We start from the raw sequence: 14,331 nt of genomic DNA on the forward strand, positions 1-14,331 counted from the left end.
GCACTTCTGTCAGCGTGAAGCGGCGGGGCAGTAGCCTACCTTTCACACCTACCTTTAACACACCGCATATCATCCCTAATCCAGACCCCTAATCCAGACCTTTGAGAGGCCATCATGGGCGTAGCTGATACTACCGCACCCGCTAGCTTCGGGACTGCTTCCGACCTTCGCACCGCCGCGAACCCCTCCGCACAGCACAGCGCTGACAGCCCCTGGCTGCCGCTGACCACTAACGCGCGCGGCATCTATTTTGCCGCCGCGATTGACCCGACAAACCCCTGCTACAACACCGCGGAGGTTCTGCAATGCCCCGCAGACACCGACCTCACTCTGCTGCGTGAGGCTTTTGAGCAGCTCTACCGTGAGAACGAGGGCTTCCGCGTGCGCACCCGCATTGCCGATGGTGCCGCCTCCCAGCAGATTCTTCCGCTTGAGGCGTTCCTCGCGGGCATTGACCTGCTCGTGGATGAGGACGAGCTGAGCGACACCGCCGAGGCGGGGGAGGAGAACGCCTCTGACCTGCCCGAATCAGCCCTGCCTGACTCTGATTTGCCCGCGCCGGTACGCGCCTGGGCGCAGCGCCTGCTCGCCCAGCCCCTTACCACCGATGAGGGCGTGACCGTGCGCAGCGCAGTGGCGCGTTATGGCGGGTTCCTCTGGGTGTACCATTCCTTCTCCCACGTGGTTGCCGACGGATTCGCCGCGTTCAACGGCCTCTCCCGCGTGGCGGCGATATACCGCGCCCTGTCCGCCGGTCAGTCGGTTCCGGCAACCCGCCGCATGAGCCTGCAGCAGCTGCTCGACGCCGACGATGCCGCCTCCACCGCCCGTGACGAAGACGTCGCCTTCTGGGAGTCGAGCGGCGCCCTGGAGCAGGAAGACACCTCCCTGGCGGGTCGTACCGCCTCCCCGTCGGCGCAGTCTGTGCGCGTGGCGTTCAGCATTGATACGCCCACCCAGCAGGCTCTACTGGATGCGGCAAAGCAGCACGCCGTCTCCTGGCCCGTGCTAGCGACTGCCGCCGTCGGCTCGTACCTGGCGCGTGTGGGCGGCTACCCGCAGGCTTCATTCGGCGTGCCGCAGATGAACCGCATGTTCGCCCGCACCCTGCCGGAGTCGACCCGCGCCCTGGGCACGGCGAGCGCGCAGACCGGCTGTACCGCGGTGAACGTGCTGCCGGTGCAGGTTGCGGCGACCGGCCCCATCGCGGAGTCCCTGCACTCGGTGAAGGAACAGTACGCCCGCAACGCGGAGCATCCGCTGGCTCGTCAGGAAGACCTCGAGCGTACCGCGCGTAACGCCCAGTCCAGGCTGTTTGGTGCGCAGATTAACGTGGTGCCCTTTGACGCGGTGCTGCCGCTGGCGGCTCCCTCCAAGGGCGGGTCCGGAGCCCCGGTACCGACCGCGCGCATCCACAATATCTCTGCCGGTCCCGTTGCCGACGCGACCTTCACCCTGCGCGGCATGCCCGGCCGCGGCAACAGCATCTCCTGCGAGATTGACATGAACCCGGCGCTCTACACCGCTGAGGAGCTGGAACATCACGTAGCGCGCCTGAGCGAGTGGCTACCCGCCTACGCGGCGGAGGCGCAGCGCGAGGGCGCTTCCCTGAACAATCTCGGCTTGGCGACCGAGGCTGAACTGGCGACCCTGCGCGAGCTGACCGCCCCGGCGCTTACCGAGCATCCGATGGAGTATAAGACCCTGCTGGGTCGCTTCCGTGACGCGGTGGCGGCGCATCCGCAGGCGCTCGCGGTGCTGGATTCTGCCCCCGCGCCCGGTGAGGTGCTCACCCCCGAGTCGGAGCGCGCCTACGCTTTTGACCGCGCCCTCACCTATGCCGAACTGGACGAGCGCGCCCGTGCGCTTGCCGCGCAGCTGCTGGATTGGGGCGTTCGCCCTTCCGATGCGGTGGGTCTGCGTGTGCACCGCGGCGCCGAGCAGTACGTGGCGCTGTACGCCCTGCTGTACGCTGGCGCCACCTACGTGCCGGTGCTTCCAGATCTGCCCGCCGAGCGTGTGGGCGTGATGATGGAGGACGCCGAATGTTCCTTGCTGCTGCACGGCCCCGGTCTGCATCCGTTGAGCGCGCAGGAGCTGAACCCGCAGGAGCCTGCGCGTCACGCGAACCTGCCGCAGCATACTCTGCCCCTACTGAGCGCAGAGGAACCCACCCGGGCTCCCTCCTCGGCACCCGCCGCAGAGGAGCTTCCGGGCATGAAAACCGGCCTGGACGAGGACGCTTACGTGCTCTTCACCTCCGGCTCCACGGGCAGGCCTAAGGGCGTTGCCATCAGCCACCGCGCGATTGATAACCGCCTGCGCTGGCAGCAGCACCAGATTCCGGTGGGGGAGGGCGACCGCGTTCTGCACAAGACCCCCATCTCCTTTGACGTGCATGTGTGGGAGCTGTACTGGCCTCTCGCCGAGGGCGCCGCCGTGGTCATTGCCGCCCCGGAGGGACACCGCGACCCCGCCTACCTGTCGCGCGTGATTGCCGAGCAGTCCGTCACGGCGGTGCACTTTGTGCCGACCATGCTGTCGGCGCTGACCTCTTCACCGGCGGCGCGCCGCATCCTGGCTGATGCCGGCTTCGGTCAGGGTCGAGAGCAACCCCTGCGCTATGTGGTCTGCTCGGGTGAGGCGCTGCAGAAGGACCAGGTGCAGGCTGCGGGCGAGGTTCTGGGCGTGTACCCGCTGAACCTGTACGGCCCGACCGAGGCGGCGGTGGACGTGACCTTCTGGGAGACCTCCACCGACCCGCAGCGCGAGAGCGTGCCCATTGGCGAGCCGGTCTGGAACACCGGAACCCTGATTCTTGACCCGACCGGCCACCCCGTGCCGGTGGGTGTGACGGGTGAGCTGCACCTGTCGGGCGTGCAGCTGGCGCGCGGCTACAAGAACAACCCGCAGGCGACCGCAGCGGCTTTCGTGGAGCAGGCTCCTGCCGGTGCGCTCGCGCTGCTGAACGGTGAGAGCCAGCGCCTGTACCGTACGGGCGACCTGGCGTGCTGGGAGATTCTTCCCGACGGCCGCGCCGTCATCGGTTACCGTGGCCGCACGGACTACCAGATTAAGGTGCGCGGTCAGCGCCTGGAGTTGGGCGATATTGAGATGGCTCTTGCCGCAGTTGAGGGCGTGAGCGCTTCGGTGGCTCTGCTGTACCGCGGCCTGCGTGAGCCTGCCCTGGCGGCGGTGCTGGAGGTCGGCGACGTGCCCGCTGAGCGTGCCGAGCAGCTGGTGGAGGCGGCGCGCGAGCATTGTGCGCAGGTTCTGCCGGACTACATGGTTCCGACCCTGTGGCACACCCTGCCTGCTCTGCCGGTGAGCCCCTCCGGTAAGGCGGATCGCAAGCTGTTGGCGTCCCTGGACCTGACCCCGCAGACTTCTGATGCTGAGGGCCCGCACGGTCTGCTGGAGCAGCAGCTGTGCTCGATTATTGCCGGTGTGCTGGGTCGTGAGCGTTTCGGCGTGGACGAGGATTTCTTCGCCTCGGGCGGTCATTCGCTGGCGGCTCTTGAGGTGATTGCCGCGGTTGAGGAACAGCTGGGTCTGAGCGTGAGCATCGGTGCGCTTTTTGCACATCCGACCGTGCAGGCTTTGGCGGCGTCCATTGCGGGCGAGCGCGGCGAGGGTGCGGAGTTCGCGCCGGTTCTGCCGCTGCGAGAACAACCTACCGCGCATGACGCTACCGATGCCCCCGCGCCGCTGTTTATTCTGCCGCCTGCGGGTGGTTTGGGCTGGTGTTATGCAGGGTACCTTTCGCATCTTCCGGCTCAGCAGGGTGTGTATGCTTTGCAGGCTGAGGTGTTCTCTGACCCGCATGCCGGGTTTGCGTCGAGCCTGCAGGAGCTGGCTGAGGGCTACCTGAAGCTGATTGAGAAGACCCTGTCGGAGCGTTCGTTGCCGCGTCGTTTTGCGTTGATGGGCTGGTCTGTGGGCGGTACTGCCGCGGTGCAGGTGGCGGCTTTGGCGCAGGCTGCGGGTGCGCAGGTTGAGCGCGTCATCCTGTTGGATGCGTATCCTTCGGAGCAGTGGCAGGGCGTGCCTGCGCCGGATGAGCAGGAGAGCTTCCGTGCGCTGCTGCGTATGGGCGGTTTGCCGGAGCCTGCCGCTGATGAGCGGCTTGATCTGCCGGGTACGTTGGAGCGTTTGCAGCGGGCGGGTTCGGCGATGGGTTACCTACCGGAGGAGAAGTTGGGCGTGTGCTTGGGTAGTATGCGTGCTTCGGCGGCGTTGATGCGTGGTGCTGAGCAGGCGTTCTTTGATGGTGATGTGTTGCTGGTGGGTGTGCCGCATGAGGATCAGCCGTATTTGGATGCGGCGGGTTGGTCGGCGCATGCCTCGTCGTTCCGTTCGGTGCTGCTGGAGGGTACGCACCCTGACCTGGTGAATCCGACGCGTCTGGCGGAGGTGACCGCCCACTTCGCCGGCTAACCCTCTATAACTGATGTAGCCCGGAGGTAATAGTCGTTACCTCCGGGCTACATCGGTTAAAACATGCATGCGTGTTCTTATCATAAAGAGTATCTTTTAGGTGATTTTAGTCATATAAAAGATTTGTGTAAAAAATTATCGGTACACAAATGGCGCAAAATGCCAAATTTTACAGACCTTATTATACACATACACTCTTAAATTTTGTGACACATGACTCATTTGTTGCTTGAAAAGACTCCTTAATGAGTGCTAGATTGAAGCCACCTCTTAAATATGATTCCGATTACATAGATTGGGATTGTATCTAAGAGAACGACTCGGCATACACCAGGTCTTGAAACGTATCTCACTCATGCAGAAGGATATCCTTCTCAAAACACTAGGAGTTTACGATGAAGCTCTAGAACATTCTCCTAGTAGTCATGACGCTGCAGACCCCCCTGTGTATTGTCTGCACATAGCGGCTTGATCCTTTCGTCATGGGTGCGCTCCCAAACTAGTAGGTATTCCCCCATGCCCGAAGTCCTGCTTGAACTTTGGTTCAGCATAGGGCTTAGCATAGACAACTGATTCCCTAAGCACCCGTATTACTGGGCACTACATGGTGATTATCGCCAGAGCATAACCCAGCTTTCTTTACTACCGCATATTCTTTATCCAATTAAGGAGGGAGAATTATGAACCTCAAGAAATTCTTTCAACCCGCAATGGCTATAACGTTTGCATTCACGTTAGCCTGCACATCCTGTTCTACAGGCCCGCAACTAGAACGTGATGAAACAGCCCAAGCAACTCTAGACTATAAAAACAACCAAATCATTACTCCACTCGAAGAATACAATGACCTTTTAGATGAAAATTCCCAGTATTACACTCGAGCCTTGGAAATTCTCAGGCAGCGCTGTTTCGCAAAACACGGCCAATCCTATGAAATATATATCCCGGATGTAGAAGATAGGAAATTCTTTTCGTCCGGTCGCGAGTTTGGCCTCTGGAACCCCGAATACGCCGCCAAATATGGAAACTACAAGCGAGGGAATGCACCATCATCCGGGGGCTATGACACAAAAATCATGGAACAGTGCATGCCTGAAATCTTAGCCACGTTGAAAGAGATCGCGGGCATCAGCCTCGAAGAGCAAAGTGGCCTCACAGAAGCCTATCGTCGAATCCACGGCGAATCCTATGCAGCTGCCATGAATCATCCTGAATGGAAAAAATACCGTGAAGCATGGTGGAAATGCCTATCGGATAAAGGTCTAACGCCACGAAAAGGCGACGAAGAATGGGGTACAAAAGAACTATCAAATGCAACCCGTGCTAGCGGTGATAATAATGCCCCGGCATCAGAAGAAGAAATTCGACTCAGCGTCATTGAAGCACAATGCAGTAAAGATACAGGAATGGCTCAAGGTCTTGCTAATCTTGTAGCTTCGTATCAAAAACCGCTCATCCGGGATAATGAAACAAAACTAGAAGAACAGCGAAAGCAGCTATCAGAAGTTAATCTCCGATATAAAGAGTGGGTTCTCAAAAACCAATAAATATAATGCCCCCGGTTGATGAATCATCAACCGGGGGCATCGTTTAGCGTCTAACGCAGAACCGAGGTTCTACCGCTAAATGCTTAGTGCTGCTCCAGCTCGGAGTTAGCGTTCACGTTGAGCAGGTCGTACTTAGCGAATGCCTTCGCGGGAACGTCTGCTGCAACCTCGCCGCGCTTTGCCAGCATCTGCAGGGTGCGGACAACAACCGACTCTGCATCGATGTGGAAGAAGCGACGTGCACCCGGGCGGGTGTCTGCGAAGCCGAAGCCGTCAGCACCCAGGGTTGCGAAGTCGTTCGGAACGAACTGGCGGATCTGGTCGGGAACATCCGAAGCGAAGTCGGTGGTCGCGACGATCGGGCCAGCAGCGCCTGCCAGCTTCTGGGTCACGTAAGGAACGCGAGCGGGCTGGTTCGGGTTCAGCAGAGCCTCTTCCTCAGCGGCAATGCCGTCGCGGCGCAGCTCGGTCCACGAGGTGACAGACCAGAGGTCTGCGGAGACGCCCCAGTCCTCAGCCAGCAGCTTCTGAGCCTTCTCAGCCCACGGAACAGCAACGCCGGATGCCAGCAGCTGTGCCTTGGGGCCGGAGGTCAGCGGGGACTCGCTAATCTTGTGGATACCCTTGATGATGCCCTCAACGTCAACGTTTGCCGGCTCAGCAGGCTGGTGAATCGGCTCGTTGTACACGGTCAGGTAGTACATGACGTTGTGGTCTTCGTCCTTGGTACCGTACATCTGCTCGATACCGCGCTCCACGATGTGAGCGATCTCGTAGCCGTAAGCCGGGTCGTAGATCTTGAACGCCGGGTTGGTGGACGCCAGAATCGGGGAGTGGCCATCGTTGTGCTGCAGACCCTCACCGGACAGGGTGGTACGACCTGCGGTTGCACCGATGACGAAGCCGCGGCACAGCTGGTCGGCAGCAGCCCAGAAGCCGTCGCCAGTGCGCTGGAAGCCGAACATCGAGTAGAAGATGTAAATCGGGATCATCGGCTCGCCGTGGGTGTCGTAGGAGGAGCCCAGTGCGATGAACGCAGCGGTTGCGCCTGCCTCGTTAATACCCACGTGAACGATCTGGCCCTCGGGGGACTCGGTGTAGGTGAGCATGAGCTGGTGGTCAACGGGCACGTAGTTCTGACCGTTGGGGTTGTACAGCTTAGCCGAGGGGAAGAAGGAGTCCATACCGAAGGTACGTGCCTCATCGGGGGTGATGGGAGCGATACGGTGACCGAAGCCCTTCACGCGCATGAGGTCCTTCATCAGGCGGACGAACGCCATGGTGGTAGCAGCGGTCTGCTTGCCGGAGCCCTTCTTGGTCTGTGCGTAGACCTTGGACTCGGGCAGGATAATCTCAGGCTGGGTGTTTGCACGGCCGGGGATGTAACCGCCGAGTTCCTTGCGGCGTGCCTGCATGTACTGCAGTGCCGGGTGGTTTGCCTCGGGCAGGTAGTACGGCGGGTTGTACAGATCCTTCTCCAGCTCCTCGTCGGAGATGGGGATGTTCAGGTGGTCACGGAAGCCCTTCAGTGCTTCCATGGTGAACTTCTTGATCTGGTGGGTGGAGTTACGTGCCTCGAAGTAGGGGCCGAGCTCCGCACCCTTAATGGACTGTGCCAGGATGACGGTGGGCTTGCCCTTGGTCTCCATAGCTTCCTTGTAGGCTGCGTAGAGCTTCTTGTCGTCGTGGCCACCCAGGCGCAGGTTGAAGATCTGCTCGTCGGTCAGGTCTGCAACGAGTTCCTTGGTTTCGGGGTACTTGCCGAAGAAGTGCTCGCGGATGTAGCCACCGTCTTCGCCACGGAAGGTCTGGTAGTCACCGTCGAGGGTCTCGTTCATCAGCTGGATGAGCTTGCCGCTCTTGTCCTTCTTGAGCAGCTCGTCGTAGTCGGAGCCCCACAGGACCTTGATGACGTGCCAGCCTGCGCCGCGGAAGAATGCCTCGAGCTCCTGAACGATCTTGCCGTTACCGCGAACGGGGCCGTCCAGACGCTGCAGGTTGCAGTTGACGACGAAGGTCAGGTTGTCCAGGTGCTCGTTTGCAGCCAGCTGCAGTGCACCACGCGACTCGGGCTCGTCCATCTCGCCGTCGCCCAGGAATGCCCAGACGTGCTGCTCGGAGGTGTCCTTGATCTTGTGGTTGTGCAGGTACTTGTTGAAGGATGCCTGGTGGATAGCGTTCAGGGGGCCCAGACCCATGGAAACGGTCGGGAACTGCCAGAACTCGGGCATGCAACGGGGGTGCGGGTACGAAGGAATACCGTTTGCGCCCTTGGTCTTCTCCTGGCGGAAGCCGTCCATCTGCTCTTCGGTCAGGACGCCCTCAACGAATGCGCGGGAGTAGACACCGGGGGAGGAGTGACCCTGGAAGAAGACCTGGTCACCGCCACCGGGGTGGTTACGGCCGCGGAAGAAGTGGTTCTGGCCCATTTCGTAGAGGTCAGCCACACCTGCGAAGGTGGAGATGTGACCGCCAACGCCGATGCCCTTCTTCTGGGCACGCTGAACCATGATTGCTGCGTTCCAACGAATCCATGCACGGTACTGGCGCTCGAGTTCCTCATCACCGGGGTACTCGGGCTGCTGGTCGACGGGGATGGTGTTGATGTAGTCGGTCTTGACCAGAGTCGGGACCTTAACGCCCTTTGCGCCAGCCTCCTTGAGCAGTGCGCGAAGGATGTACTCTGCACGCTCGGTGCCGTGAGTCTTGATAAGGTCCTCGAGGGACTCGGCCCACTCCTGGGTCTCTTCTACGTCGATGTCCTTGAAGCCATCGAGAAGGGTGCTCAGGGAGTGCTCGTTCGGTACGTTAGCCAAACTAATCCAACCTCTCTTCTGTGCGGTTGTGAGATCGCCCGCCCCGCGATGTTGCGTTGTCGAACAATCTTTGTGTTTAAGCGCTATAGGTCCGTAAGACCCACATCGCTTCTTATCTCTACTATCTTAGACCTAAAGCTGGGGCTCTTGGTCTCAAATGAGGGTTTTTGTGGTGTGGGTTTCGTATTGTGACTATCTGGGTGGGAAAAATACGCATCAAAAGTACTAGTTAGGGTCTTTTTGCACCTAAATGGCGCGGAATGGTGGGGTTGGCGGAATGGCGCGGAACGAGGGGGTGCGACCCATCTGAGGGGAGAGTGTCAACTATGGCTTGGTGTGGCTTGGTGTGGGGTGCAGTGGGAAAAGGAAAAAAATACTGAGACATAGAACACGCTCCGTGGATTTGCATGTCATATCGAAAGCCCGTATAGTTTTTTCTTGTGTTCGCCACTGGGTCGTCAAACGAAACAGTGAGAACTACGGGTCTTTAGCTCAGCTGGTAGAGCGCCACGTTTACACCGTGGATGTCATCGGTTCGATCCCGGTAGGACCCACCAATTACCCCGGTACCGCAAGGTACCGGGGTTTTTCCGTTCTAAGCACTTTCTCCACGCGCTATATTTCTCCAAGAGTGAGAAGGGCGACTCTTCAGAGCATAAAAGTGCACTCCACCTATATATAGCCTGCCCTCAGCGCGTATCCTTATATACATGACTGAAAACAAGAAGGCACAGATTGGTGTCACCGGCCTTGCTGTCATGGGCGCAAACCTCGCCCGCAACCTGGCACGTAACGGCTACACCGTGGCACTGCACAACCGTTCCGTAGAGAAGACCGACGCACTGCTGGCTGAGCACGGCGCAGACGGCGACTTCATCCGCACCGAGTCCCTGCAGGAACTCGTCGACTCCCTCGAGTCTCCCCGCCGCATCCTGATTATGGTCAAGGCGGGCGCACCCGTCGACGCTGTTATCGAGCAGCTCACCCCCATGCTCGATGAGGGCGACATCATTATTGACGGCGGTAACTCCCACTTCCCCGACACCATCCGTCGCGAGCACGCCCTGGCTGAAAAGGGCCTGCACTTCGTAGGCGTTGGCGTCTCCGGCGGCGAAGAGGGCGCTCTCTGGGGCCCCTCCATGATGCCCGGCGGTTCCGCAGAGTCCTACAAGCACCTCGGCCCCATGCTCGAGAAGATTGCAGCGAAGGCACCCCAGGACGGTGCACCCTGTTGCGCATGGATTTCCACCGACGGTGCGGGCCACTTCGTGAAGATGGTCCACAACGGTATCGAGTACGCCGATATGCAGGTTATCGGCGAAGCTTACGACATTCTGCGCTCCATCGCAGGCATTGAGCCGGCACAGCAGGCAGAAATCTTCAAGACCTGGAACGAAGGCGACCTGAGCTCCTACCTGATCGAAATCACCGCTGAGGTGCTCGCACAGGTAGACGCAAAGACCGGCAAGCCCCTGGTCGACGTTATCGTTGACGCAGCTGGCCAGAAGGGTACCGGCCTGTGGACCGCTAAGGCTGGCCTGGACCTCGGTTCCCCCGTCTCCGCTATCGCTGAGTCCGTGTTCGCACGCGCCCTCTCCTCCTCTGAGCGTGAGCAGCGCGAGCAGGCACAGCGCGAACTGCCCGCAGGCCTGATTGCAACCACCGGCATCGGTGCAGGCGACCCCGAGTTCGTTGAGGATGTGCGCCGTGCACTCTTCGCATCCAAGCTCGTTGCGTACGCACAGGGCATGGACCTGCTCACCCGCGCAGGCAAGGAATACGGTTGGGACCTGAAGCTGGACACCATCGCATCGCTGTGGCGTGCAGGCTGCATCATCCGCGCCGAGCTGCTGGGCGACATCATGGCTGCCTACGCAGGCGAAGCACCCGCAAACATGCTGCTGGCACCGGCCTTCAAGAACCTCATGGAGGAGCTCGTTCCTTCCTGGCGTCGCGTGGTGGCTAAGGCGACCGCACTGGGCATCCCCGTGCCGGTGTTCGCTTCCGCACTGTCCTACTACGACGGCCTGCGCCGCGACCGCCTGCCCGCATCCCTGATTCAGGGTCAGCGTGACTTCTTCGGTGCACACACCTACGGTCGTATTGACGAAGAGGGCGCCTTCCACACCATGTGGAGCGGTGACCGTTCCGAGGTGAACGCAGCGGACATTCACGTTCACTAAGCTTACGTAGCTGAATATGTAAAAGCCCGCCTTCGGTTGGATTCTCATCCAGCCGAAGGCGGGCTTTCGTTATGTCTTGTTCGTTATGTCTTGAAGGGGCACCCCCGAGATGCCTCAGAGGTATCTCAGGGGTATCTTGAGGGGGGCATAGCAGGGGAGAAGGCCAACAGAGCCTAGAGCCTAGTGAGGAGCCGCCAGGTGCGCCTCTACCGCCTCAAAACGCTTGCTAAGCGCTAAATCCACATGGCGGGGTCAATATACTCCACAGCGTCCACCAGCGGCTTCTTCTTCTCCGGGGTACGCGGGCGGTGCTTCGCCGGAATACCGGTAATAATCGAATCAGCCGGGTGATCGTTGACTACCACAGCGTTCGCGCCAATAGCGCTATCGGCACCAATAACCACCGGGCCCAGCACCTTTGCACCGGCACCAATGGTCACGCGGTCACCAATGGTGGGGTGACGCTTCACCTTCTCCAGAGAGCGACCGCCCAGGGTCACGCCGTGGTACAGCATCACGTCGTCACCAACCTCAGCGGTCTCACCAATGACAATGCCCATGCCGTGATCAATGAAGAAACGGCGGCCAATGGTCGCGCCGGGGTGAATCTCCACACCGGTCAGAAAACGAGCAAACTGCGAGAGAGTACGAGCCAGAGCCTTCGTCTCATCCTTCTGCCAGAGCTTATGGGTCAGACGGTGAACCCAAATGGCGTGCATACCCGAATAGTTCAGCGCAATCTCGATAGCACCGCGCGCAGCAGGGTCGTGCTGGCGGACGTTCTCAATATCTTCACGCAGACGCGCAATAAAACTCATGGGTTCCCTTTCCCTCATCGGTCGTGCTCTGTGTATGCGACCTTTCCAAAGGTACCAACAACGGGGCCCTTTCGGCTATTCCCACCGCAATCAGCAATATGATGGACGCACCCGCCCGTATCACTGCTCAACCGCGCGGATACATGGCACAGATACATAGGGAGCAGGCGGAAAAGAGCCGTAAGATGGAAGGCAACACGAGCCCGCCCCGGTGTCTCAGCTCGCAAAGTCTCCGATTGGCAGAGTCTCCATTTCGCAGAGGGCATAGAAACGCCCCGCCCGCCGTGTATGCAACCGGCAGACGGGGCGTAGCACTATAAACCTGACGCCTCCGATAGCGGGGGCTCAGAAGCTCAATTAGCCGCGGATATCCTCGTACAGAGCGGTAGAGATGTAACGCTCACCGAAGTCGGGAACGATAGCCACGATCAGCTTGTCCTTGTTCTCAGACTTCTTAGCTTCCTCCAGAGCAGCCCACACAGCCGCACCGGAAGAAATACCGCCCAGAATACCTTCCTGGGTAGCCAGCAGGCGGGAGGTGCGCATAGCATCCTCAGCGCTGACCGGGGTCACGGAATCGTAGATGCCGCGGTCCAGGGTGTCGGGAACGAAGTTAGCGCCCAGGCCCTGAATCTTGTGGGGGCCAACGCGACCCTCGGAGAGCAGCGGGGAGTCCTTCGGCTCAACCGCAACAACCTTCACGTCCGGGTTCTGCTCCTTCAGGTACTTACCGGTACCGGAGATGGTGCCGCCGGTGCCAATACCCGCCACGAAGATGTCGACCTTACCGTCGGTTGCTTCCCAAATCTCGGGGCCGGTGGTGTTGTAGTGAATGGTGGGGTTCGCCTCGTTGGAGAACTGGGACGCCAGGATAGCGTTCTCGGTGGTCGCAACGATTTCCTTAGCCTTCTCCACAGCGCCGCGCATACCCTCGGTACCGGGGGTCAGCACAATCTGAGCACCGTAAGCGCGCAGCAGCACGCGACGCTCAGCAGACATGGTCTCCGGCATGGTCAGGATCACGCGGTAACCGCGAGCAGCACCCACCATAGCAAGCGCAATACCGGTGTTACCGGAGGTGCCCTCAACAATGGTGCCGCCGGGCTTCAGCTCACCCGACTTCTCAGCAGCGTCAATGATGGCGCGGCCGATACGGTCCTTAACCGAACCAGCGGGATTGTAGAATTCAAGCTTGACCGCTACGTTACCGGGAAGACCCTCGTCCAGTCGGTTCAGCTTAACCAGGGGGGTCTGGCCGGTTGCTTCAACAATGCTGTTGAGAATCTTTGCCATGGGGTGCTCCTTCACGAGCTTGGGGGAGGCCAGCCGCGACGGGGTCTCCACGATGAATAATCGGTTACGTGGCAACTCTACTACTCACCGGCAGTAGGTTTAAACCTGCGGTCACAGTTCGTAATAATGCCAGAGAAAAACCTCAAGTGACGAGGTTCAGAAAGAGGGTACAGAAAAGCGCCGCACAAACCCTTTCTCGACAAAGGATGATGAATGTGCGGCGCTCTCTAGAAACATTATGTAGCCCAAAAGACAACCTCTGTATATAAGAGTAGTGATGAACTCTGTTCACCGCAAGCTGGAGCCACAAATTTTATTGCCATCAATGGAAAAAACAGTGAAAAACCGCATCCTGAGATGGCACAACGCTAAAAGCGGGGGAGAGAACCAGCCTCAGAGGACTAGTTGATGTCCATGTGAAGGTCCCACTTGTTGTTCAGGTAGCGGCCAACAGCCTCACCGAACATCTTCACGTGACGCTTATCAGCCGCCACGGTCTGCTCCTTGCCGTCCTTGAACAGCTTCTCACCTAGATCAACGTTCAGAGTCACGGTCCAGTTGTACGCGCCCTGAGCCAGAACCGGCTGCTTAGTACCAATAGTCAGGGTAGCGGTCGGGTTCACGTACCAGGTCTTCTTCTCATCAATACCGGCCTTGGTGGAGTCCGCGTACTTCTTCATCGCCGCCAGGGTCTCCTGGTCGGTGCTGACCTCGTTCATGTAGTGCATATCGCCGGTACGCAGCAGGTACTCAAATGCCGCACCGAAGTACGCCAGAGCCGCCGCAAAGCCAGCCACCGAATTCTGGTGCATAGCCTCCGGAACGATCGGGGAAGGAACATTCTGCGGCGGGTGCTCAGCGTTACCCGGCTGGTACTCGCCGTGATCCTCCATCTTCTCCAGCTTCGCTACGCCGCTGTAATCCTTATTGTCGTTGGGCAGCGGAGAGTTCGTCGCAGTAGCCGAAGCCGACGCAGAAGCGGACGGGGAAGCAGACGCCGATGCAGAAGCAGAGGGCGAAGCGGTAGCAGACTCAGCAGCAGCAGCAGAAGCGCTCTCAGAGCCAGAAGCGGAAGCAGACGCCTCAGAAGTAGCCTTAGAGCCACAAGCCGCCAGCAAAGCCATAGAGCTGACGCCCAGCACACCCAGCGCCGCGCGGCGGGTCAGGTTCTCGGACATAGTGATACCTTTCAGTCAGTCGGTGATTGCAACCAGTTTAGCCGCAAACCCAACAGGAT

The 14,331-nt window shown here is 59.6% G+C and carries 7 protein-coding genes and 1 tRNA gene; 4 read left to right on the forward strand and 4 right to left on the reverse strand.

Annotated elements, in window-relative coordinates:
• The first annotated feature begins 114 nt into the window (after positions 1 to 114).
• Both HMPREF2712_RS06075 and HMPREF2712_RS08940 read left to right on the forward strand, forming a co-directional pair.
• Complete coding sequence (locus tag HMPREF2712_RS06075; protein ID WP_210398929.1) at positions 115 to 4,437, forward strand: non-ribosomal peptide synthetase; 4,323 nt, start codon at positions 115 to 117, stop codon at positions 4,435 to 4,437.
• Positions 4,438 to 5,117: 680 nt separating this feature from the next.
• The gene (locus HMPREF2712_RS08940; RefSeq protein ID WP_070615994.1) at positions 5,118 to 5,984 is read left to right on the forward strand and encodes a hypothetical protein; all 867 of its coding nucleotides are present in this window, start codon (positions 5,118 to 5,120) and stop codon (positions 5,982 to 5,984) included.
• Between the two features lie 83 nt (positions 5,985 to 6,067).
• Here HMPREF2712_RS08940 and aceE read toward each other — a convergent pair whose 3' ends face one another.
• Positions 6,068 to 8,800, reverse strand: coding sequence for a pyruvate dehydrogenase (acetyl-transferring), homodimeric type (gene aceE, locus HMPREF2712_RS06080; protein WP_070615992.1), 2,733 nt, complete (start codon positions 8,798 to 8,800; stop codon positions 6,068 to 6,070).
• Positions 8,801 to 9,281: 481 nt separating this feature from the next.
• Here aceE and HMPREF2712_RS06085 point away from each other — a divergent pair.
• Both HMPREF2712_RS06085 and gndA read left to right on the forward strand, forming a co-directional pair.
• Positions 9,282 to 9,357 (forward strand) — tRNA-Val (locus tag HMPREF2712_RS06085).
• A gap of 153 nt (positions 9,358 to 9,510) precedes the next feature.
• Positions 9,511 to 10,983 carry an NADP-dependent phosphogluconate dehydrogenase gene (gndA, locus tag HMPREF2712_RS06090; protein WP_049352776.1) on the forward strand — a complete coding sequence of 491 codons (1,473 nt, stop codon included), beginning with the start codon at positions 9,511 to 9,513 and terminating at the stop codon, positions 10,981 to 10,983.
• Between the two features lie 233 nt (positions 10,984 to 11,216).
• On the opposite strand, the gene epsC is transcribed toward gndA, so the two are convergent.
• The 3 genes from epsC to HMPREF2712_RS06105 form a co-directional block, all read right to left on the reverse strand.
• Complete coding sequence (gene epsC / locus HMPREF2712_RS06095) at positions 11,217 to 11,801, reverse strand: serine O-acetyltransferase EpsC (protein WP_070629419.1); 585 nt, start codon at positions 11,799 to 11,801, stop codon at positions 11,217 to 11,219.
• A gap of 357 nt (positions 11,802 to 12,158) precedes the next feature.
• A complete protein-coding gene (cysK, locus tag HMPREF2712_RS06100; protein WP_049327751.1) occupies positions 12,159 to 13,094 on the reverse strand; it encodes a cysteine synthase A in 936 nt (311 codons plus the stop codon).
• 401 nt (positions 13,095 to 13,495) lie between these two features.
• Positions 13,496 to 14,272, reverse strand: coding sequence for a DUF6318 family protein (locus HMPREF2712_RS06105; RefSeq protein ID WP_070819510.1), 777 nt, complete (start codon positions 14,270 to 14,272; stop codon positions 13,496 to 13,498).
• Positions 14,273 to 14,331 lie beyond the last annotated feature (59 nt).

Origin of the sequence: Rothia sp. HMSC064F07 (assembly GCF_001837265.1) — a bacterium.
GTDB lineage: Bacteria > Actinomycetota > Actinomycetes > Actinomycetales > Micrococcaceae > Rothia > Rothia mucilaginosa.

What these genes read in the sequence shown, in the direction of transcription:
- epsC (WP_070629419.1), bottom strand. Translation starts at nt 11,801, where the DNA reads ATGAGTTTTATTGCGCGTCTGCGTGAAGATATTGAGAACGTCCGCCAG.
- HMPREF2712_RS06105 (WP_070819510.1), bottom strand. Translation starts at nt 14,272, where the DNA reads ATGTCCGAGAACCTGACCCGCCGCGCGGCGCTGGGTGTGCTGGGCGTC.
- cysK (WP_049327751.1), bottom strand. Translation starts at nt 13,094, where the DNA reads ATGGCAAAGATTCTCAACAGCATTGTTGAAGCAACCGGCCAGACCCCC.
- gndA (WP_049352776.1), top strand. Translation starts at nt 9,511, where the DNA reads ATGACTGAAAACAAGAAGGCACAGATTGGTGTCACCGGCCTTGCTGTC.
- HMPREF2712_RS08940 (WP_070615994.1), top strand. Translation starts at nt 5,118, where the DNA reads ATGAACCTCAAGAAATTCTTTCAACCCGCAATGGCTATAACGTTTGCA.
- HMPREF2712_RS06075 (WP_210398929.1), top strand. Translation starts at nt 115, where the DNA reads ATGGGCGTAGCTGATACTACCGCACCCGCTAGCTTCGGGACTGCTTCC.